At 73.5% G+C, this 20,362-nt stretch carries 18 protein-coding genes; 9 read left to right on the forward strand and 9 right to left on the reverse strand.

Annotated elements, in window-relative coordinates; translation table 11 throughout:
• Position 1: 1 nt before the first annotated feature.
• Positions 2-1,615, forward strand: a complete 1,614-nt coding sequence (locus AC27L3_RS09475) for a multicopper oxidase family protein (protein ID WP_487233544.1) — start codon at positions 2-4, stop codon at positions 1,613-1,615.
• 93 nt (positions 1,616-1,708) lie between these two features.
• Positions 1,709-3,463, forward strand: coding sequence for an NAD+ synthase (locus tag AC27L3_RS09480; protein WP_487233545.1), 1,755 nt, complete (start codon positions 1,709-1,711; stop codon positions 3,461-3,463).
• 33 nt (positions 3,464-3,496) lie between these two features.
• On the opposite strand, the gene AC27L3_RS09485 is transcribed toward AC27L3_RS09480, so the two are convergent.
• The 5 genes from AC27L3_RS09485 to AC27L3_RS09505 form a co-directional block, all read right to left on the reverse strand.
• Positions 3,497-3,709, reverse strand: coding sequence for a DUF2277 domain-containing protein (locus AC27L3_RS09485; RefSeq protein WP_487233546.1), 213 nt, complete (start codon positions 3,707-3,709; stop codon positions 3,497-3,499).
• Positions 3,666-4,886 (reverse strand): MFS transporter, encoded by a 1,221-nt coding sequence (locus AC27L3_RS09490; protein WP_487233547.1) that lies wholly within the window; start codon positions 4,884-4,886, stop codon positions 3,666-3,668. Before AC27L3_RS09490 ends, AC27L3_RS09485 begins: the two co-directional genes overlap by 44 nt.
• A gap of 70 nt (positions 4,887-4,956) precedes the next feature.
• The gene (locus AC27L3_RS09495) at positions 4,957-5,997 is read right to left on the reverse strand and encodes an endonuclease/exonuclease/phosphatase family protein (RefSeq protein WP_487233548.1); all 1,041 of its coding nucleotides are present in this window, start codon (positions 5,995-5,997) and stop codon (positions 4,957-4,959) included.
• A gap of 223 nt (positions 5,998-6,220) precedes the next feature.
• A complete protein-coding gene (locus tag AC27L3_RS09500; RefSeq protein WP_487233549.1) occupies positions 6,221-6,820 on the reverse strand; it encodes a TetR/AcrR family transcriptional regulator in 600 nt (199 codons plus the stop codon).
• Entirely contained in the window at positions 6,817-8,439 is a 1,623-nt protein-coding gene (locus AC27L3_RS09505) for an MFS transporter (RefSeq protein ID WP_487233550.1), read from the reverse strand. Before AC27L3_RS09505 ends, AC27L3_RS09500 begins: the two co-directional genes overlap by 4 nt.
• 172 nt (positions 8,440-8,611) lie before the next feature.
• On the opposite strand from AC27L3_RS09505, the gene panB reads away from it, so the two are divergent.
• The 3 genes from panB (at position 8,612) to AC27L3_RS09520 (ending at position 11,668) form a co-directional block, all read left to right on the forward strand.
• A complete protein-coding gene (gene panB, locus AC27L3_RS09510; protein WP_487233551.1) occupies positions 8,612-9,484 on the forward strand; it encodes a 3-methyl-2-oxobutanoate hydroxymethyltransferase in 873 nt (290 codons plus the stop codon).
• 337 nt (positions 9,485-9,821) lie between these two features.
• Positions 9,822-10,847, forward strand: a complete 1,026-nt coding sequence (locus tag AC27L3_RS09515; protein WP_487233552.1) for an ATP-binding cassette domain-containing protein — start codon at positions 9,822-9,824, stop codon at positions 10,845-10,847.
• On the forward strand, positions 10,844-11,668 hold the full coding sequence (locus AC27L3_RS09520) for an ABC transporter permease (RefSeq protein ID WP_487233553.1): 825 nt from the start codon (positions 10,844-10,846) through the stop codon (positions 11,666-11,668). Before AC27L3_RS09515 ends, AC27L3_RS09520 begins: the two co-directional genes overlap by 4 nt.
• 7 nt (positions 11,669-11,675) lie before the next feature.
• Here AC27L3_RS09520 and AC27L3_RS09525 read toward each other — a convergent pair whose 3' ends face one another.
• Entirely contained in the window at positions 11,676-15,059 is a 3,384-nt protein-coding gene (locus AC27L3_RS09525) for an AfsR/SARP family transcriptional regulator (protein ID WP_487233554.1), read from the reverse strand.
• Positions 15,060-15,197: 138 nt separating this feature from the next.
• On the opposite strand from AC27L3_RS09525, the gene AC27L3_RS09530 reads away from it, so the two are divergent.
• Positions 15,198-16,007: a site-2 protease family protein gene (locus tag AC27L3_RS09530; protein WP_344434691.1), complete on the forward strand. Its 810-nt coding sequence runs from the start codon at positions 15,198-15,200 to the stop codon at positions 16,005-16,007.
• Between the two features lie 46 nt (positions 16,008-16,053).
• On the opposite strand, the gene AC27L3_RS09535 is transcribed toward AC27L3_RS09530, so the two are convergent.
• Entirely contained in the window at positions 16,054-16,239 is a 186-nt protein-coding gene (locus AC27L3_RS09535) for a hypothetical protein (RefSeq protein ID WP_487233555.1), read from the reverse strand.
• A gap of 92 nt (positions 16,240-16,331) precedes the next feature.
• A complete protein-coding gene (gene npdG / locus AC27L3_RS09540; RefSeq protein ID WP_487233556.1) occupies positions 16,332-17,036 on the reverse strand; it encodes an NADPH-dependent F420 reductase in 705 nt (234 codons plus the stop codon).
• A 79-nt stretch (positions 17,037-17,115) separates the two neighbouring features.
• Here npdG and AC27L3_RS09545 point away from each other — a divergent pair, with 79 nt between their 5' ends.
• Both AC27L3_RS09545 and AC27L3_RS09550 read left to right on the forward strand, forming a co-directional pair.
• Complete coding sequence (locus tag AC27L3_RS09545; RefSeq protein WP_487233557.1) at positions 17,116-17,727, forward strand: hypothetical protein; 612 nt, start codon at positions 17,116-17,118, stop codon at positions 17,725-17,727.
• Between the two features lie 69 nt (positions 17,728-17,796).
• The gene (locus tag AC27L3_RS09550) at positions 17,797-19,119 is read left to right on the forward strand and encodes an MFS transporter (protein ID WP_487233558.1); all 1,323 of its coding nucleotides are present in this window, start codon (positions 17,797-17,799) and stop codon (positions 19,117-19,119) included.
• 36 nt (positions 19,120-19,155) lie between these two features.
• On the opposite strand, the gene AC27L3_RS09555 is transcribed toward AC27L3_RS09550, so the two are convergent.
• Positions 19,156-19,389, reverse strand: coding sequence for a hypothetical protein (locus AC27L3_RS09555; protein WP_487233559.1), 234 nt, complete (start codon positions 19,387-19,389; stop codon positions 19,156-19,158).
• A gap of 76 nt (positions 19,390-19,465) precedes the next feature.
• On the opposite strand from AC27L3_RS09555, the gene map reads away from it, so the two are divergent.
• On the forward strand, positions 19,466-20,323 hold the full coding sequence (gene map / locus AC27L3_RS09560) for a type I methionyl aminopeptidase (protein ID WP_487233560.1): 858 nt from the start codon (positions 19,466-19,468) through the stop codon (positions 20,321-20,323).
• The last annotated feature ends 39 nt before the right edge of the window (positions 20,324-20,362 follow it).

Here is a 20,362-nt window from a genome sequence, read left to right on the forward strand (position 1 = left end):
CATGTCCACCTCCCGCCGCGCCGTGCTCGGCGCGGGACTCGGCCTGGCCGGAACCGGCCTGCTCGCCGCCTGCTCCACCGGCTCCGCCGCACCCGACCGCGACCCCGCCTTCGTCTCCCCCGACGGCAAGGAGGTCGCCGCCGCCGAGGCGCGGCGCCCCTCGGGACCCGTGCGCTCCTTCTCCCTCACCGCGACCCCCGCACGCCTGGAGCTGGGCGCCGGCCGCACGGTCGCCTCCTGGGCCTACGGCGATGCGCTGCCCGGCAAGGAGATCCGCCTGACCGCGGGCGAGACGCTGGCACTGTCCCTGGCCAACCACCTGCCCGTGCCCACCTCCCTGCACTGGCACGGCCTCGCCCTGCGCAACGACATGGACGGCGTCCCCGGCCTGACCCAACGTCCCGTCAAGGCGGGCGCCTCCTTCGACTACCGCTTCGCGGTGCCGCGCCCGGGCACGTACTGGCTGCACCCGCACACCGGCGCACAGCAGGACCGCGGGCTGTACGCGCCGCTGATCGTGGCGGATCCCAAGGAGCCGCTGGCGTACGACAAGGAGTGGGTCGTCGTCCTCGACGACTGGGTCGACGGGGTCGACGGCAGCACGCCGGACGCGGTGCTCGCGGAGCTCCGCAAGGGCATGGGCGGCATGGACCACGGCTCCATGGACCACGGCTCCCCGAGCAACGGCCCCATGGACCACGGCGGCATGGACCACGGCGGGATGAGCCATGGCGGCATGAGCCACGGCGGGACGGACCACGGTTCCGCCTCGCCCGCGCCCGCCGGCCCGCCGCGCATGCTGATGGGCGCCACCAGCCCGTACCTCGGCGGGGACGCCGGCGACGTGGCGTACCCGTACTACCTGGTCAACGGCCGGGTCCCGGAGGACCCGCAGACGTTCACCGCCCGGCCGGGCGACCGGATCAGGATCCGCCTGATCAACGCCGGCGGGGACACCGCCTTCCGCGTGGCCCTGGGCGACCACCGGATGACCGTCACCCACACGGACGGATTCCCCGTCGAGCACGTGCAGACGGACGCGCTGCTGCTGGGCATGGGCGAGCGGTACGACGTCCTGGTCGAGGCCAAGGACGGCGTCTTCCCGCTGACGGCCCTGGCCGAGGGCAAGGACCGTACGGCGCTGGCCGTGCTGCGCACGGGCGGCGGTGCGGCGCCGGGCGCGGACGTACGCCCCCGGGAGCTGTCCGGCGCGCCCCTGACCGCCTCCCGCCTGCGGGCGGCCGCGGGCGCGGCGCTGCCGGAGCGCCGGCCGGACCGGACGCTCACGCTGCGCCTGACGGGGTCGATGGCGGCGTACGACTGGGCGATCAACGGGAAGCCGTACGACCCGCAGGAGCGCCTTCCGGTGCGGGCGGGCGAGCGCGTACGCCTGGTGTTCGTCAACGACACCACGATGTGGCACCCGATGCACCTGCACGGCCACACGTTCGCGCTGCCGGGCGGCGGGCCGCGCAAGGACACGGCGATCGTGCTGCCGGGCAGGCGGCTGGAGGCCGACTTCGACGCGGACAACCCGGGGCTGTGGATGATCCACTGCCACAACGTCTACCACGCGGAGTCGGGGATGATGACGGTCCTCGGTTACCGGAAGTAGCTTCCGGAAGTCGCTCCACAGCGGACGCCGCCGCACGAACGGTGCGGCGGCGTCCACCCCCCATTGCGTCAGTCAGACGATTACACTGGCGGCGTGGCTCACCTTCGTCTCGCCCTGAACCAGATCGACTCCACCGTCGGGGACATCGCCGGCAACGCGGAGGCGATCGTCCGCTGGACCCGCCACGCGGCCGAGCACGGCGCCCACCTGGCCGCGTTCCCCGAAATGGCCCTGACGGGCTACCCCGTCGAGGACCTGGCGCTGCGCCGCTCCTTCGTCAGTGCCGGCCGCCGGGCGCTGCACGACCTCGCCGCCCGCCTGCAGCAGGAGGGCCTGGGCGAGCTGCCGGTCGTCGTCGGCTACCTCGACCACAGCGAGGAGGCCCGCCCCAAGCTGGGCCGCCCGGCCGGCGCCCCGCGCAACGCCGCCGCCGTCCTGCACCGCGGCGAGGCCGTGCTCACCTTCGCCAAGCACCACCTGCCCAACTACGGCGTCTTCGACGAGTTCCGCTACTTCGTGCCCGGCGAGACCCTGCCGGTGGTGCGGGTGCACGGCGTGGACGTGGCCCTGGCCATCTGCGAGGACCTCTGGCAGGAGGGCGGCCGCGTACCGGCCGCGCGCACCGCCGGCGCCGGGCTGCTGCTGTCCATCAACGCCTCCCCCTACGAGCGCGAGAAGGACGACACCCGCCTGGAGCTGGTGCGCAAGCGCGCCCAGGAGGCCGGCTGCACGCTCGCCTACCTCGCCTCCACCGGCGGCCAGGACGACCTGGTCTTCGACGGCGACTCCATCGTCGTCGGCCCCGACGGCGAGGTCGTCGCCCGCGCCCCGCAGTTCGAACAGACCTGCCTCCTGCTCGACCTCGACCTGCCCGCGGCCCCGGCCGAGGCCCCCTCCGGCGTCGTCGACGACGGGCTGCGCATCGACCACGTCACGCTGTCCACCGACGTCCTGCCCGCCCGCGAGGCGGAGTTCACCGGCGGCCGGGCCCGGCACCTCGGCGACGACGAGGAGGTCTACACCGCCCTGGTGACGGGCCTGCGCGCGTACGTCCGCAAGAACGGCTTCCGCAGCGTCCTGATCGGCCTGTCCGGCGGCATCGACTCGGCACTCGTCGCCGCTCTCGCCTGCGACGCCCTCGGTGCGGCGGACGTGTACGGCGTGGCCATGCCCTCGCGCTACTCCTCCGAGCACTCCCTGGCCGACGCCGAGGAACTCGCCCGGCGCACCGGCCTGAACTTCCGCACCGTCCCCATCGCCCCCATGTTCGACGCGTACATGGGCGCGCTCGGCCTGACCGGCCTGGCCGAGGAGAACCTCCAGTCGCGGCTGCGCGGCACGATGCTGATGGCCATCTCCAACCAGGAGGGCCACATCGTCCTCGCCCCCGGCAACAAGTCGGAGCTCGCGTGCGGCTATTCCACGCTCTACGGCGACTCGGTCGGCGCGTACGGCCCCATCAAGGACGTCTACAAGACCGCCGTCTTCCGCCTGGCCCGCTGGCGCAACCAGGCCGCCGCCGAACGCGGCGAGACCCCGCCGATCCCCGAGAACTCCCTCACCAAGCCCCCGAGCGCCGAACTGCGCCCGGGCCAGGTCGACACGGATTCCCTGCCGGACTACGAGGTCCTCGACCGCATCCTGGAGCTCTACGTCGACCGCGACCGGGGACGGGCGGAGATCGTGGCGGAGGGATACGACCCGGAGCTGGTGGCGAAGGTGCTGCGCCTGGTGGACACGGCGGAGTACAAGCGCCGCCAGTACCCGCCGGGCACGAAGATCTCCCCCAAGGGCTTCGGCAAGGACCGCCGCCTGCCGATCACGAACGCGTGGCGCGAGACGGTCTGAGGGCTGCGACCCGAGGGCCGCCCTGCAGCGGGATCACTTCGCCCCGCGTACCACCAGGCCCGCCAGGAGGCGCTGCGTCGCCTCCGTCACCGCTTCCACCGCCTCGTCGAAGACGGCCCGGTTGTGGGCGGCCGGGGTGTGGAAGCCGGAGACCTTGCGGACGTACTGCAGGGCGGCGGCCCTGACGTCCTCCGTGCTGACCTCAGGCGTGATGGGCGGTCTCAGCGTCTTGATGCTGCGGCACATGCTCCAAGTGTGCACCCGCGACCACGCGCGATCCGCCGTCGCGGTCCAGTGCGCCCGCCGTCACCGCGACGGCCAGGCCGACCACCGCCAGGGCCGCGCCCACCAGCGTGGGGGACGTCCATCCCCATCCCGCCGCGATGGCCGCGCCGCCGAGCCAGGCGCCGCCGGCGTTGGCGAGGTTGAAGGCCGAGTGGTTGGAGGCCGCGGCCAGGGTCGGCGCGTGCCGTGCCTTGTGCATGACGAGCATCTGCAGCGGCGTGGTGGTCATGAAGCCGACCGCGCCGAGCAGCACCACCGTCACGAGCGCCGCCCACTTCACGTGGACCGCGAAGTCGAAGAGCACGAGCACGACGGCCAGCGCGCCCAGCGACCCGTACAGCGTGGCGCGGGGGGCGCGGTCGGTGAGGCGGCCGGCGGCGAGGGCGCCGAGGGTCATGCCGGTGCCGAAGAGGGCGAGCACGAGCGTGACGGACGTCTCGGAAAAGCCGGTGACCTCGGTGCTCATGGAGGCGAGGTAGCTGTAGACGGCGAAGACGCCGGCGAAGCCGAAGACGGCGGTGAGCAGGGCGAGCAGCACCTGCGGGGCGCCCAGGGCGCGGACCTCGTGGGCGAGGCCGGCGCCCTCCTCGCGCGCGATGGCGGGGACGAGCAGGGCGAGCGCGCCGACGGCGAGGACGCCGATCCCGGCGACGACCAGGAACGTGGCGCGCCAGCCCAGGTGCTGGCCGAGCAGCGTGGCGGTGGGGACGCCGACGACGTTGGCGACGGTCAGGCCGAGGAACATCGTGGCGACGGCCCGGGCCTGGCGCCCGCGGGCGGCCAGCTGTGCGGCGACGACGGAGCCGACGCCGAAGAACGCGCCGTGCGGCAGCCCGGCCAGGACGCGGGCGGTGACCAGCAGCCCGAAGGTGGGGGCGAGCGCGGAGGCGAGGTTGCCGAGGGTGAAGAGCACCATCAGCAGGACGAGCATGAGCTTGCGCGGGAGGCGGGCGCCGAGCGCGGCCAGCAGCGGGGCGCCGACGACCACGCCGAGGGCGTAGGCGGAGACGAGGTACCCGGCGGTGGGCACGGAGGTGTGGAGGTCGCCGGCGACGTTGGGCAGCAGGCCCATCATCACGAACTCGGTGGTTCCGATGCCGAAGGCCGAGACTGCGAGGGCGAGCAGCGCCAAGGGCATGGGGTGCTGCCTTTCGGGTGGGGCGTGGTGGGGCGTGCGGGGCAAGCCCTCCACCCTAGAGGAGCACGGCTCAGATCTTCATCCGGGCGGCGATGGGCAGGTGGTCGCTGGGGGTGGCGGGCAGCGTCCAGGCGGAGACGGGGTCCATGCCGCGGACCATGATCTGGTCGATGCGCGCCATGGGGAAGCCGGCCGGCCAGCTGAAGCCGAAGCCGTTGCCGGCGGCGCCCTGGGCGGAGCGCAGCTGGGAGGTGATGGGGGCCAGGGAGCGGTCGTTCATGGTGCCGTTGAGGTCGCCGAGGAGGACGACCTGCCGGACGGGTTCCCGGGCGATCTCCCGGCCGAGCGCCTCGGCGCTGTTGTCGCGCTGGCCGGCGGTGAAGCCGGCGTTGAACTTCACGCGCACCGAGGGCAGGTGGGCGACGTAGACGGCGACGGGCCCGCGGGGGGATTCGACGGTGGCGCGCAGGGCGCGGGTCCAGCCCATCTTGATGTCGACGGGGCGGGCGTCGTGCAGCGGGTACTTGCTCCAGATGCCGACGGTGCCCTGCACGGAGTGGTACTTGTACGTGCCCGCCAGCGCCTTCTCGTAGCGGGAGGCGTCGCTGAACTCCTCCAGGGCGACGACGTCCGCGCCGGAGGCGGCGACGGCGCGGGCGGTGCCGGCCGGGTCGGGGTTGCCGGCGTTGACGTTGTGGGTGGCGACGGTGAAGTCGCCGCCCATGCCGGACTTGTCGGTCAGCAGCCCGCCGAAGAGGTTGACCCAGGCGACGGCCGGCAGCAGGAGGGCGATGAGCGCGGTGGCCGAGCGGCGCAGGACGGCGGCCACCAGGAGCACCGGGATCAGCAGGCCCAGCCAGGGCAGGAAGGTTTCGGTGAGGCTGCCGAGGTTGCCGACCCGGTTGGGGATCTCGGCGTGCAGCACCATCAGCAGGACGAGCAGCACGGCGAGCCCGGCGAGGACGAGGCCGCGCCGCCATATGCCCGGTCCCCGCCAGCCGTCGGGGCCCGTCAGGCGCTCGCGCCACCGCTCCAGGAGGCCCCGGGCTCCGGCACCGGTCCGCGGACCCGTCTCCTGAAGGCCCGTCTGCTCCATGTACGCCTGCGGCATCGGTCGTCCTCACTGCTTGCGTCTGCTGCTCCCGGCCCACGACGATAGGTGATCTTCGTGCCCGGTCCTGCCGTGCGCCCCCTGGGCGGGGCGTCGGGGAGGAGGACGACCGTCCGCCGCGCCCGGGTTCCTGCTGGCCGGCCGCGGCGGGCCCCTGTGACAGAACGGGCACATTCGGACCACGCGGCCGTCATACGCGCGATCCGGGCCGGGGGCGGTGCGCTCAGCGGGCCCGTACGCCCTCCAGGACGGCATCGACGATCGTCTCGGCCAGCCCCTCGGGCAGCTCCTGCCGGTCGTGCAGGACCGCCCGGGCGAGCATGGGCCCGGTGAACAGGTCGGTGAGCAGGCCCACGTCCACCCCCGGGCGGACCTCGCCGGTGGCCACCCCGCGCCGCAGCACCCCGGCGAAGGCCCGGCGCCGGGCGGCGACGACCGTCTCGTGGTACTCCCGCCACAGCCTGGGGTGCGCCCGCACCTGGGCGATCACCGTGCGCAGGACGGCGGAGGAGCGCCCTGCCAGGCCGCGCCGGCGCAAGTGCTCCAGCAGGGCGACGAGGTCGTCGCGCACGCAGACACCCTGCAGGACGGGGGCGGTGTCGTCGTCGAGGGAGCGCAGGACGTCCAGCAGGAGCTCCTCCTTGCCCGCCCAGCGCCGGTAGACGGCGGCCTTGCCCACCCCCGCCTCACGGGCCGTGCGCTCGATCGACAGCTCGCCGATGCCCACGCCCTCCTCCAGCTGCCGCAGCACCGCCTCGACGACGGCGCGGTCGACGGCGGCGCTGCGCGGCCGGCCGGGCCGCGCCGCCGGCGCCTCGGTCACTGCCCGGCCCCCGCCTGCTCCCCCGCCCCCGCCTGCTCCTTCTTCGCGCCGGGCCGGGCCGTCCGGGCCCCGGCGCGGGCCGCGTCGTGGGCCGGCAGGAACAGGAAGGCGACGGCCGCGCCCGCCAGCGCGACCGCGGCGCCGCACAGCACGGTGACGTGCATGGCGTGGACGAACGCCTCGTGGGCGGCGCCGACGAGGTGCCGGCCCTGCGGGCCGAGGCGGCCGGCGGCGTTCAAGGTGGCCTCGATGGACTCGCCGGCGGCGCGCCGGGCCTCGTCCGTCAGGCCGGGTACGGCGTCGAGGTCGCCGGAGATGCCGCGGCGGTAGGTGGTGGAGAGCAGGGAGCCCAGGACGGCCACGCCCAGGGCCCCGCCGACCTGCCGGAAGGTGTTGTTCACGGCGGAGCCGGAGCCGGCCTTCTCCCGCGGCAGCGACTGCATGATCGAGACGGTGGCGGGCGGGGTGATGTGGGCCATGGCGGTGCCCTGGAAGAGAAAGAGCACCTCCAGGCCCCACAGGGGCGTGTCGGTGTCCATCAGGGAGTAGCCGGCCATGGTCGCGGCCATCACGACCATGCCGGTGGTGCACACCGCGCGGGCGCCGAAGCGCTCGACGGCCAGCCGGGCGCGAGGAGCGAAGATCATCTGGGCGGCGGCCAGCGGCAGCATCAGCAGGCCGCTCTGCAGCGGGGTGAAGCCGCGGGCGCTCTGGGTGTAGAAGACCATGAAGAAGGTCACGCCCATCAGCCCGAAGAAGACCAGCCCCAGCGAGGTGACGGCGGCGGAGAAGGCGGGGTTGCGGAAGTAGCGCACGTCGAGCGCGGGGTGGGTGCTGCGCCGCTCGTGCAGGACGAAGGCGCACAGCACCAGCAGTCCGCCGCCGACGGTGCCGTAGACCTCGGGAACGGTGAAGTCGGCGAGCTGGCCGCCCTTGATGATGCCGTAGACCAGCAGGACCAGCCCGACGACGGACAGCAGCACGCCGACGGGGTCGAGCCGGCCCGGGCGGGGGTCCTTGGAGTCGGGCACGAGCACGGCCATGGCGATCAGGGCGGCGGCGACGATCGGCAGGTTGATCAGGAACACCGAACCCCACCAGAACCGGCTGAGCAGCAACCCGCCGGTCACCGGCCCTATGGCGATGGCGAGCCCGACCGCCCCGGCCCAGATGCCGATCGCCTTGGGCTGCTCCTCGCGCTCGAAGACGTTCATGATGATCGCGAGCGTGGCGGGCATCACGAAGGCCCCGCCGAAGCCCATCAGGGCACGGTAGGCGATCAGCTCCTCGGGCGAGCCGGCCATGGAGGCGAGCGCGGAGCCGACGGCGAAGACCGTCATGCCGCACAGCAGCACCTTCTTGCGACCCAGCCGGTCGCCCAGCAGCCCGGCGGTGAACAGCATCCCGGCGAAGACGAGGGTGTAGGCGTTGATCGCCCACTCCAGCTGGCTCTGGGTGGCTCCCAGCCCGGTGGGCGCCGGCGCGGAGATCTTCTTCATCGCCACGTTGAGGACGGAGTTGCCGAGGACGACGACGAGCAGGCTGCACAGCAGGACGGCCAGGATCGCCCAGCGTCTGCGGTGGACGGTGTCGTGGGGTGCCGTGTCGTGGGGTGCCATGGGGACACCCTAGGCACGTTTCGATACGAAACCGTTCCGTATCGCAGGGGTGTGCCCCGGATGGCCCGGTGCGTGCACCCGGCTTCCCCGGCCGCGGGCGGCGTGTCAGCATGGAGGGGATCCGGGGACGCCGTGAGGGCGCCTCGAGACGACATCACAGGAGAACAAGGTCATGACGACGCATGCCCTGAACACCCCCGACAGCAGCCGGCGCGACCCCAAGGCGCTGTACGGCGGGACCTCGACCCGGCGCATCACCGTCCGCGACATCGCCGCCGCCAAGAACCGCGGCGAGAAGTGGCCCATGCTCACCGCCTACGACGCGATGACCGCCTCCGTCTTCGACGAGGCCGGCATCCCCGTCCTGCTCGTGGGCGACTCCATGGGCAACTGTCACCTCGGCTACGACTCCACGGTGCCGGTCACCATGGAGGAGATGACCCTGCTGTCGGCCGCCGTCGTACGGGGCACCAAGCGCGCCCTGATCGTCGGCGACCTGCCCTTCGGCTCGTACCAGGAAGGCGCCACCCAGGCGCTGCGCAGCGCCACCCGGCTGGTGAAGGAGGCCGGCGTCGGCGCGGTCAAGCTGGAGGGCGGCGAGCGCTCGGCCGAACAGATCGACCTGCTGGTGCGCTCCGGCATCCCGGTCATGGCCCACGTGGGCCTGACCCCGCAGTCCGTCAACGCCTACGGCGGCTACCCGGTGCAGGGCCGCGGCGAGGAGGCGGCCGCCCAGCTGCTGCGCGATGCCAAGGCCGTGCAGGACGCGGGCGCCTTCGCGGTCGTGCTGGAGCTGGTGCCGGCCGAGCTGTCCGCCGAGGTCACCCGCACCCTGCACATCCCCACCGTCGGCATCGGCGCCGGACCCGACTGCGACGCGCAGGTGCTGGTGTGGACGGACATGGCCGGCATGACGTCCGGCCGCCTGCCGCGCTTCGTCAAGCAGTACGCCGCACTGCGCGAGACCCTCGGGGGCGCCGCCCGGGCGTTCGCCGAGGACGTCACGGCCGGCGCCTACCCGGCGGAGGAGCACTCCTTCCACTAACCGCCTCCGGCGGACCGTTGCAGCGCCCTGCGGCGACCGCCGCGTGGGCGCAAGGCGGCACCCCGTCTGCGGGTGCGGGGTGGCTGGTCGCGCCCACGCGGCGGCAGCCGCACATCGACAACGCCCCGTGCCCCTGCGGGGCGCCGTGGGCTGGTGCAGCGCCCCCTAGGGGCGCGGGGAACTGCGCGACCGGCCACCGACGGCCCGCAGTCGAACGCGCTACCCAGGCCCTGGGCCCCGTCCCCCGCCGGAGGCGTGTCGGTGATCTGTCGGCGGGCCTCCCGGCCGCCGGCGGGCTGTCGGCCGGATGTCGGTGGGCCCTGGCAGTGTTGTCGGCATGAAGCGAACCGACATCCCCAACGGCACCGAGAACGCCGTCGAAGTCCGGGGCCTGGTCAAGCACTTCGGCGAGACCAAGGCCCTGGACGGGGTCGACCTCGACGTCCGCCGGGGCACCGTCCTCGGCGTTCTCGGCCCCAACGGCGCCGGCAAGACGACGCTCGTGCGCTGCCTGTCCACCCTGCTGCGCCCGGACGCGGGCACTGCCCGCGTCGCCGGGTACGACGTGGTCGCCCAGCCCCGCCAGCTGCGCCGCGTCATCGGTCTGACCGGGCAGTACGCCTCGGTCGACGAGAAGCTCTCCGGCCGCGAGAACCTCTACATGATCGGCCGGTTGCTGGACCTCTCCCGCAAGGACGCCCGCCGGCGCGCGGACGAGATGCTGGAGCGGTTCTCGCTGACCGAGGCGGCCAAGCGGCCCGCCGGCCAGTACTCGGGCGGCATGCGCCGCCGGCTGGACCTGGCCGCCTCCATGATCGGCCACCCGGCCGTGCTCTATCTGGACGAGCCCACCACCGGCCTGGACCCGCGCACCCGCAACGAGGTGTGGGCCGAGGTCCAGCGCATGGTCACCGAGGGCAGCACCGTCCTGCTGACCACGCAGTACATGGAGGAGGCCGAGCAGCTCGCCCACGAGCTGACCGTCGTCGACCGCGGCCGGGTGATCGCCGAGGGCCGGGTCGACGAGCTGAAGGCCAAGGTCGGCGGGCGCACCCTGCAGATCCGCCCGGCCGAGGCGGCCGATCTGGTCCGCATGGTCGACGCCATCGGCCGGGCCGGGCTCGACGGCATCGCCGGCGCGACCGCCGACCCGGCGGAGGGCGTGGTCAACGTGCCGATCGTCAGCGACGAGCAGCTGACCGCCGTGGTCGCCCTGCTGTCCTCGCAGGGGATCACCCTCGCCGGCATCAGCACCCACCTTCCCAGCCTGGACGAGGTCTTCCTCGCCGTCACCGGCCAGAAGACCTCCGCCGCCCCTGCGGCGCAGGCGAACACCGACGCACTCCAGGAGGTAGCGGCATGAGCGCCGCCACGCTCGACGCGCAGGTGCCGGCGCCCGCCGGCGAGGGCCGGATCGGCCTGCGCGCCAACCTGCGGCACATCGGCGCCCTCGCGCGGCGCAACCTGCTGCAGATCAAGCAGGATCCGGAGTCGATGTTCGACGCCGTGCTGATGCCGATCATCTTCATCCTGCTGTTCGTGTACGTCTTCGGCGGCTCGATCGCCGGCAAGGGCAACGAGCAGGTCTACGTCAACTACCTCGTGCCCGGCCTGATGGCGATGATGGGCATGAACATCGCCATGGCCGTCGGCTCGGGCGTCAACGAGGACTTCAAGAAGGGGGTGATGGACCGCTTCCGCACGATGCCGATAGCCCGGTCCTCGGTCCTCCTCGCGAAGATCGTCGTGGAGTTGGGCCGGATGCTCATCGCCACCGGCATCCTGCTGGCCATGGGCTTCGCCCTCGGCCTGACCGTCAAGACCTCCGTGCTGCACCTGCTGGCCGCGGTCGGACTGTCCATGGTCTTCGGCGCCTCGCTCATGTGGATCTTCATCCTGCTCGGACTGACCATGAAGACCCCCCAGGCGATCCAGGGAGTGGCCATGCTCGTGCTGATGCCACTGCAGTTCGGCAGCTCCATCTTCGCGCCGACCCAGAAGATGCCCGGCTGGCTGGAGGCCTTCACCGACTACAACCCGCTCTCCAACCTCGCGGACGCCGCCCGCAACCTGGTCAACGGCGGCGCGGTCGCCCACTCGGTGTGGATGACGCTGGCCTGGTCGGCGGGGATCACGCTGGTGACGGCACCGCTGGCGGTCTCCCGGTTCCGCAGCAAGACCTGACAGCCGGTCACACGAGGGCGGCCGCCTCCGCGGGGGAGAGACGGGCGCCCTCGGCGTACCCCTGCTCGTACACCGCCGCGCCGAGCACGGCCGTCGCCCGGCCGGCGGTCTGCTCGCGTATCTCCCGCTCGTGCGCGACGACGAAGTGCCCGTACGGCCGCAGGGCCACGGACGCGCCCAGCAGCCGGGCCGCCCGCAGGGCGTGATCGGGCCCGCCGATCGCGGCATGGGCCTGCGCCGCCACCATCAGGTGCACCGACGGCAGGTGGGAGGCGACGAGCTCCACCAGCGGATCGCCGTCGACCTTCGCGAGCGCCTCGCGCACCTTGGGCAGCGCCTGCTGCGGCTGCCCCTCCAGCACGTCCAGCCACGCCGTCAGGCCCAGGATCATGCCCTCGAACAGCACCAGGGCCCGCTGCCCGAACTCGCCGATCATGTGGTCGAAGTGCTGCCGGGCCTCGGCGGTGCGGCCCATGCGGGCCAGCAGGATGCCCAGCTGGACGTGGATGAAGGCCGCCGCGTCGGGATGGTCCTTCTCCAGGGCCTCCAGCGCCTCGCGGAAGCGTCTTTCGCCTTCTTCCAGCGAGATCTCCCCGCCCTCCAGGAGCACATCGGCCAGCCGGGAGCTCAGGTGCGGCACCTGGCCCTCGGAGCCCAGGGCGCGCACGCACTCGATCGCCGCCCGGTAGTCGTCGGCCGCCTTGGCGAAGTGGCCCTCCCGCTGGTACGCCTCCGCGCGGCTGGAGAGCGCCTCGGCGACGCCCCAGGAGTCGCCGAGCCGGGTGAAGATCTCCAGGCTCTCGTCGGCGTCCCGCGAGCCCAGCAGCGCCCGCTCGGGCTGCTCGTTGAGCAGCTTGGCCCGCAGCTGCAGGGCGTTGGCCAGCGACCAGGTGTACCCCAGCTCGCGGCAGCGCTCCACGACCCCGTCCATGACCGCGCACAGGTCCTCGACCGCACCGGTCAGCAGCAGCGCGACGAACCACATCATCCCGGGCACCCGGCAGTTCTGCGGCTGCCCCTCGCCGTACGCGGCGACGATGCCACGCAACTGCGCCTGCGCCTGCGGTGTTCCCAAGGCATGCATATCCGACTCCGCGTTGGCCAGAGCCAGCAGCCGCACCCCGCGCCGGGCCTCCATCAGCAGCTCGTGCGGCATCGGCGGCGGCGCCTCGATGCTCGACACCAGCAGCGGCGGGGCCGGCTCGACGGGCTCCGCGAACGGATCGGGGCCCAGCGCGGCCGCCGCCTGCGCCCAGTGCCGGGCGTCCGCCCGGTGGTCGCGCAGCTGCCAGAACCAGCCCAGCGACAGCACCAGGCACAGCGCCTCCTGCTCGTCCCCCGCGGCCACGGCACGGCGCAGCGCGGTGCGCAGGTTGTCGTGCTCCAGCTCCAGGCGCTCCAGCCATGCGTACTGCTGCGGCCCGCGCAGCAACGGGTCGGCGTTGCGGGCCAGTTCGCGGTAGGCCACCAGGTGGCGGCGCTCGGTCGGCTCCTGCTCCCCCGCCTCCGCCAGGCGCTCCGCGGCGTACTCCCCCACGGTCTCCAGCAGCCGGTAGCGCATCTCGCCGTCCGGCGCGGGGGCGGCGACCACCAGCGACTTGTCCACCAGCGACCCCAGCAGCACGGCCACCTCCGGGACGGCGACCTCACGGCCGTCCGCGCACACCTCCTCCGCCAGCGCCAGGCCGCAGCCGCCGGAGAAGACCGACAGCCGGCGCAGCACCGCCCGCTCCGGCGCGTCCAGCAGGTCCCACGACCAGTCGACGACCGCGCGCAGGGTCTGCTGCCGTGGCAGCACGGTACGGCTGCCCGAGGTCAGCAGCCGGAAGCGGTCGTCGAGACGGTCGGCGAGCATCCGCGGGGTGAGCATCCGCAGCCGCGCGGCGGCCAGCTCGATGGCCAGCGGCAGACCGTCCAGGCGCCGGCAGATCTCGGCACACGCCTCCGGGTCCTGCTCCGGGCGGAAGCCCGGCCGCGCCGCAGCCCCCCGTTCGGCGAGCAGCCGCAGTGCGACCGGATCGGGCAGCGGCTCGACGGGGCGTACGGCCTCGCCGGGCACGGCGAGCGGTTCCCGGCTGGTGGCCAGCACGGTGACGCCGGGGCAGTGGGCGAGCAGCGTCTCGGCGAGGCGGGCCGCGGCGTCGATCACGTGCTCGCAGTTGTCGAGCAGGAGCAGCATGCGGCGCCGCTCGCAGTGCTCGGTGAGCCGCACGAGCGGATCGAGCGCGGAGGCCTCGGTGGCCGCCCGCAGCCCCTCCGCGGTGCTGCCCCGCACCACGGTCTCCCGCGCCCCGAGCGCGGTGAGCACGGCCTCCGGCACGGTGGCGGGGTCGTCGACGGGAGCAAGCTCGGCGAACCACACCCCGTCGGGCCACGCACTGCCCTGCACGGCGACGGCGGCTTCGGCGGCCTCCTGCGACAGCCGCGTCTTCCCGGCCCCACCGGGCCCGAGCAAGGTGACCAGCCGATGCCGGCTCAAATCCTCCCGGATCCGCAGCAGGTCGCTGTCCCGCCCGACGAAGGAGGTGAGCCGAGGCCGCAGGTTCCCCTTGGGACGCGCGGCAACGGGCCCGGCGTCGCGGGGGGCGGGGGCACCCGTACCCTCCCGCACCGCCCGTGTGCCCGGCGGCACCGCACCGGCCCCGCCCGCCGCCGCAGGCTCCGGCGCGGGCACCGGCGCCAGCAGCTGCGCGTGCAGCCCCTGCAGCTCCGCCCCCGGATCCGCGCCGAGCCGCTCGGCGAGTTCGCGCCGTACCGTCTCGTACTCCGCCAGTGCCTCCGCCACGCGTCCCGCGTCCCGCAGGGCGCGCAGGCGCAGGGCGCGCAGGGGCTCGTCCAGGGGGTGTGCGGCGCACAGTTCGGCGAGTTCGGGCAGGACTTCGGCCGCCCGTCCGAGGGCGAGTGCGGCGGCGGGCCGGGCCCGCCGGGCGGCGAGGCGGCGCGCCTCGGCGCGTACGGCGGGCGCGCCCGGGTCGGGCAGGTCGGCCAGGGCCGGCCCGCGCCACAGGGCGAGCGCGTCGTCGAGGAGGACGAGCGCCTTGGCGGGGTCCCCGTCGGCGAGGGCGCGTTCCCCGTCGGCCGCGAGCCGTTCGAAGCGGTGCAGGTCGATGTCGTCGGGTTCGGCGCACAGCCGGTAGCCGCCGGCGGCCGAGGCCACGGCCTGCCGGCCGAGGGCGCGCCGCAGCCGGCCGACGAGGGCCTGCAGGGCGCCGGCCGCGTCGGCGGGCGGGGCGTCGTGCCAGACCTGGTCGATGAGGGTGTCGGTGTCGACGATCCGGCCGGGCCGCAGCGCGAGTGCGGTCAGCAGGGCGCGCAGCCGCGCCCCGCCGAGGGCCAGGGGCCGGCCGTCGTCGCAGTGGGCCTGGGTGGTGCCGAGGATGCCGTAACGCACCGGCCCATTGTCCCGTGTCCGCCGAGCGGCCGAGGAGCCGGCCACTACGCGTTCGGGGGGTGCACCGAGTACGGTCGCCCGGTACGTTCGTCCGCCCGGGAGTTTTCCGGCGGCCCGAGGATCTCAGGAGCACACCCAATGGCAACGCAAGCGGCCCGTGGCGAAGGGCGTGTGAGCCCTGTCTTCCTCGCCCTCGTCGCCATCATGGCGGTCTCCATATGGGCGGTGTGGACGGATTTCTCGGCGTCGCCGGGGTTCGCGGTGTTCCTGTTCGTGGTGTCGGCGTGGATCGTCTCGCTGTGCCTGCACGAGTACGCGCACGCCCGCACGGCGCTGCACGGTGGTGACATCACGATCGGGGCGAAGGGTTATCTGACCCTGAACCCGCTGAAGTACACGCATGCCCTGCTGAGCATCGTGCTGCCGGTGATCTTCGTGATCATGGGCGGGATCGGTCTGCCGGGCGGTGCGGTGTTCATCGAGCGCCACCGCATCCGCGGCCGCTGGAAGCACAGCCTGGTCTCGGCCGCGGGCCCGCTGACGAACCTGGTCTTCGCGGCGGTGGTCTGTGCCCCGTTCTGGCTGGGCGCACTCGACGGCGTGCCGGACAATTTCCGCTACGCGCTCGCCTTCCTGGCCCTGCTGGAGGTCTCCGCGACGCTCCTGAACCTGCTGCCGGTGCCGGGGCTGGACGGCTACGGGGTGATCGAGCCGTGGCTGTCGGCGAAGGTGCGCCGCCAGCTGGAGCCGTTCGCGCCGTTCGGGCTGCTCGCGGTGTTCGGCTTCCTGTGGATCCCGGAGGTCAACCACGTCTTCTTCGACGCGGTGGACGCGATCCTGCGGTCGCTGGGGGTCACGGAGTGGGACACCTACTGGGGCCAGCAGCTGTTCCGCTTCTGGCAGGGGACGCCGGACGTCCCGCCGCTGGACTCCCTCGGCCTGGGCTGACCCGGCCGGATCGACTGGATCGACTGAATCGGCTGCAGCGGCCGATTCAGCCGTTCCCGGCCGCGGCCGCGTCGTTCTTGGCCTTGCGCACGTAGTACCAGGCGATGTTCGAGGCGACGCCGAGCAGGAGCACCCACACGATGCCCAGCAAGCTGCCCTGGGCGAAGGAGACCACGGCCGCGGCCAGCGCGAGGACGCAGACGGCGAGGGCGTAGAGGGCGAGGCGGGGCATGGGGGCGGCTCCTGTCCGGTGCGGCGGGGCGCATGTGCGTACGATCCCCGCCATTGTCCCCCATGCCCCGGGCGCGCTCGGGGAGGGCGGCCTCACACGTCCGTCAGGCGCAGTCCGGCATGGGCCTTGTAGCGGCGGTTGGCGGAGATCAGGTTCGCCACCAGCGATTCGACCTGGTGGGCATTGCGCAGCCGCCCGGCGTAGACGCCGCGCATGCCGGGGATGCGGGCGGCCAGCGCCTGGACGACGTCGGTGTCGGCGCGCTTGTCGCCGAGCACCATCACATCCGTGTCGATCTCGGCGATCTCCGGGTCGGAGAGCAGCACGGCGGACAGGTGGTGGAAGGCGGCCGTCACCCGGGACTCGGGCAGCAGGGCGGCGGCCTGCTCCGCGGCGCTGCCCTCGGCCGGCTTGAGCGCGTAGGCGCCCTGCTTGTCGAAGCCGAGGGGGTTGACGCAGTCGACGACCAGCTTGCCGGCGAGTTCGGTGCGCAGGGCTTCGAGGGTCTTGGCGTGGCCCTCCCACGGCACGGCGACGATCACGATGTCGCTGCGCCGGGCGCACTCGGCGTTGTCGAGGCCCTCGATGCCCAGGCCCAGCTCCTCGGCCGCGGTGCGCGCCCGCTCCGCCGCCCGGGAGCCGATGATCACCCGCTGGCCGGCCTTGGCCAGCCGGTAGGCCAGGCCGCGGCCCTGGTCGCCGGTGCCGCCGAGCACGCCGACCACCAGGCCGGACACGTCGGGAAGGTCCCAGGGGTCCTTCGCCGGGGCCTTCTTCACCGCTTCGGAAGTAGTCATGACAGCGATACTGTCACGAACGGGTGAGGGCGCCGGCAACTGCGGGTGACCGAGCGGCGGTTGCGCCAGGCTGGGCCGCATGGACGCCGTACGGGTCGCGCTGCTGCGAGAAGCCCTGGCCGGGACCGAGTGGCTGCGGGAGACGCACCGTTTCGCGGGCGCGCTGCGCACCTCGGTGGCGGCCCGCGGCGGCGACCTGCTGCTGGTGGGCACGCCGGAGTACGAGCCGTGGCACCTGGCGGCGCACCTGGACGACGAGGCCGCCCGCTCGGGTCTGGCGGAGCTGTCCCCCACGCTGGTGCGGCACACCGTGCCGCCGGGTGCCCCGGCGCACCTGGCGGTGGGCCTCGGCCGGCTGGAGGCCGCCGGGCGCGGCCAGACGCTGCTGGTGGTGGCGCAGGGGCGGCCGGGCGAGGGCTTGCTGGAGCGGGTGCACGACGCGCGCCGGGGCGGGGCGACGGTCCTGACGCTGGAGGCGGAGAGGGCGGCGAGGGCGGAGATGGCGGCGCTGGCCCACGAGGCGCTGACCGTGCCGGAGGAGGCCACCGGCCTGGATCTCGACACCCTCCAGCACCTGGTGAGCGCCGCCGCCGGCGAGGACGGGGGGTACGCGGCGCCCGGCCGCCGGCTGCAGGAGCGGCTCGCCCGGCTCGCCGACCGCCTGACGGCACCGCAGACACCCCGGTGGTGAGGCCCGGTCACGGGCGCCCCGGGAAAACGGTTTGCCCCGGGGCGGTGCGTGCACGGACCATGGTGCCCCGTGACCGAGCACCATCCCGATTCCGCCGGAACCTCCCCCTCCGGGTTGCGCGCCCTGCTGCCCGACCTCGCGCCCCTGCGCACCTCCGCCGACTTCCGGCGCATGTGGATCGCGGGCCTGATCACCTCCTTCGGCGGCTTCCTGACCTTCGTCGCCGTGCCGCTGCAGCTCAAGGAGCTGACCGGCTCGGCGCTCGCCGTCGGCGCGACCGGCGCGGTGGAGCTCGTCCCCCTGATCGTCTTCGGCCTCTACGGCGGCGCGCTCGCCGACGCCATGGACCGGCGCACCCTGATCCTGTGGACCGAGGCCGGCCTCGGCGTCCTCAGCGCGCTCCTGCTGCTCAACAGCGTCCTGCCGCACCCGCTGATCTGGCCGATGTACGTGGTGGTCGCCCTGGTCAGCGCCCTGACAGGGCTCCAGCGGCCGGCCCTGCAGGCCATCGTGCCGAGGGTCGTCGCCCACGAGCAGCTGCCCGCCGCCATCGCACTGAACTCCATGCGCTGGCAGGCCGGCGCCATCGCCGGCCCCTCGGTGGCCGGCCTGATCGTCGCCTTCGGCGGCCTGAAGCTCGCCTACCTGCTGGACGTCCTGTCCTTCCTGGCCTCCCTGGCCCTGTGCCTGCGCCTGGCCCCCTCCCCCGCCTCCCACGACGCCGAGAAGCCCTCGCTCGCCGGCATCGTCGAGGGCGCCCGCTACGCCTGGAGCCGCAAGGAGCTCCTGGGCACCTACGCGGTGGACATGGCGGCGATGTTCTTCGCGTACCCGGCCGCGATCTTCCCCTTCCTCGCCGACGACCTCGACGCACCCTGGGCCCTGGGCCTGATGTACTCGGCCGGCGCGGTCGGCTCCCTGGCGGTGACCCTCACCAGCGGCTGGGTCTCCCGCATCCACCGGCACGGCCGCATGGTGGTCCTCGCCGCGGCGGGCTGGGGCGCGGCCATGGCGGTGGCGGGCCTGTTGCACAACGTCTGGCTGGTCCTGCTCTTCCTGGCCGTCGCCGGCGGCTGCGACACGGTCAGCGGCCTGTTCCGCTCGGCGATCTGGGACCAGACCATCCCCGACGCCCTGCGCGGGCGCCTCGCGGGCATAGAACTGCTGTCGTACTCGGTGGGCCCCCAGCTCGGCCAGGTCCGCGCCGGCGGCATGGCCTCCCTGACGAACGCCCGCATGTCGGTCTGGTCGGGCGGCCTGGCCTGCCTGGCCTCGGTGGGCCTGCTCGCCGCGTGCCTGCCGAAGCTGCTGTCGTACGACCAGCGCACGGACGAACACGCCGTCCGCATGCGGGCCGCGCGCAGCGCGGACCGCGTGACGGAGGCGGCGTAGGCCGGGCCTCCGCCCCGGGCCCGGGGCGCCGCGCCCCTACGGGGCGCCGCCCGGCCCGCCGCCGGCGTCGTCGTTCCACCGCGGGTCCTCGCGCCACGCCTCCTCGCGCTCGCGCGCCGTCTGCATCGCATGCGCGGCTTCCTCGCGCGTGCCGTACGGCCCCATGCGGTCCGCGGCCCGGCACTCCGGGCCTTCCTCGACGGTGCCGTGCTTGAGGCAGTAGTACCACTCGCCCTCCCGCCCGGCGGGGCGCCGCTTGAACAGTGCCATGGCTCTCCTCACGTCCTCACGTCGCGTGTGCTCTCGCCCACATGCTCCCCGATGGCCCCTGGCTACACTCGCAGACATGTCTGGCCAGTCGCTTCTTGTCCCGGGGACGCTCTCCCCCACCCGCCCCGTTCCCGCTTCGATTCCGCGGCCCGAGTACGTGGGCAGGCCGGCTCCGGCCCCGTACGACGGTCCGGAGGTGCAGGACGCCGAGACGATCGAGAAGATGCGGATCGCGGGGCGCATTGCGGCGCGGGCGATGGAGGAGGCGGCGCGGCACATTGCGCCGGGTGTGACGACCGACGAGCTGGACCGCGTGGCGCACGAGTACATGTGCGACCACGGCGCCTACCCCTCGACGCTCGGTTACCGCGGTTTCCCCAAGTCGTTGTGCGCATCGGTCAACGAGGTCATCTGTCACGGCATCCCGGACTCCACGGTGCTGCGCGACGGCGACATCGTGAACCTGGACGTGACGGCGTTCATCGGCGGGGTGCACGGCGACAACAACGCCACCTACCTGGTCGGCGAGGTGGACGAGGAGTCGCGGCTGCTGGTCGAGCGCACGCGTGAGGCGCTGGCCCGTGCCATCAAGGCCGTCAAGCCGGGGCGCCGGATCAATGTGATCGGCCGGGTGATCGAGTCGTACGCCAAGCGCTTCGGCTACGGCGTCGTGCGCGACTTCACCGGTCACGGCATCAACTCGTCCTTCCACTCGGGTCTGATCGTGCCGCACTACGACAGCCCGCACCACGACACGCTGATCCAGCCGGGCATGACGTTCACGATCGAGCCGATGCTGACGCTGGGCACGTACGAGTACGACATGTGGGAGGACGGCTGGACGGTCGTCACCAAGGACCGCAAGCGCACCGCGCAGTTCGAGCACACGCTCGTGGTGACGGACACGGGAGCGGAGATCCTCACCCTGCCCTAGGGTTTTACCGACAGGACGTCGGGAAGCATTCCCACTTAG

Source organism: Streptomyces sp. PKA51, assembly GCF_057552455.1.

What these genes read in the sequence shown, in the direction of transcription:
- AC27L3_RS09475 (WP_487233544.1), top strand. Translation starts at nt 2, where the DNA reads ATGTCCACCTCCCGCCGCGCCGTGCTCGGCGCGGGACTCGGCCTGGCC.
- AC27L3_RS09485 (WP_487233546.1), bottom strand. Translation starts at nt 3,709, where the DNA reads ATGTGCCGCAGCATCAAGACGCTGAGACCGCCCATCACGCCTGAGGTC.
- AC27L3_RS09490 (WP_487233547.1), bottom strand. Translation starts at nt 4,886, where the DNA reads ATGCCCTTGGCGCTGCTCGCCCTCGCAGTCTCGGCCTTCGGCATCGGA.
- AC27L3_RS09495 (WP_487233548.1), bottom strand. Translation starts at nt 5,997, where the DNA reads ATGCCGCAGGCGTACATGGAGCAGACGGGCCTTCAGGAGACGGGTCCG.
- AC27L3_RS09505 (WP_487233550.1), bottom strand. Translation starts at nt 8,439, where the DNA reads ATGGCACCCCACGACACGGCACCCCACGACACCGTCCACCGCAGACGC.
- panB (WP_487233551.1), top strand. Translation starts at nt 8,612, where the DNA reads ATGACGACGCATGCCCTGAACACCCCCGACAGCAGCCGGCGCGACCCC.
- AC27L3_RS09515 (WP_487233552.1), top strand. Translation starts at nt 9,822, where the DNA reads ATGAAGCGAACCGACATCCCCAACGGCACCGAGAACGCCGTCGAAGTC.
- AC27L3_RS09520 (WP_487233553.1), top strand. Translation starts at nt 10,844, where the DNA reads ATGAGCGCCGCCACGCTCGACGCGCAGGTGCCGGCGCCCGCCGGCGAG.
- AC27L3_RS09530 (WP_344434691.1), top strand. Translation starts at nt 15,198, where the DNA reads ATGGCAACGCAAGCGGCCCGTGGCGAAGGGCGTGTGAGCCCTGTCTTC.
- AC27L3_RS09535 (WP_487233555.1), bottom strand. Translation starts at nt 16,239, where the DNA reads ATGCCCCGCCTCGCCCTCTACGCCCTCGCCGTCTGCGTCCTCGCGCTG.
- npdG (WP_487233556.1), bottom strand. Translation starts at nt 17,036, where the DNA reads ATGACTACTTCCGAAGCGGTGAAGAAGGCCCCGGCGAAGGACCCCTGG.
- AC27L3_RS09545 (WP_487233557.1), top strand. Translation starts at nt 17,116, where the DNA reads ATGGACGCCGTACGGGTCGCGCTGCTGCGAGAAGCCCTGGCCGGGACC.
- AC27L3_RS09555 (WP_487233559.1), bottom strand. Translation starts at nt 19,389, where the DNA reads ATGGCACTGTTCAAGCGGCGCCCCGCCGGGCGGGAGGGCGAGTGGTAC.
- map (WP_487233560.1), top strand. Translation starts at nt 19,466, where the DNA reads ATGTCTGGCCAGTCGCTTCTTGTCCCGGGGACGCTCTCCCCCACCCGC.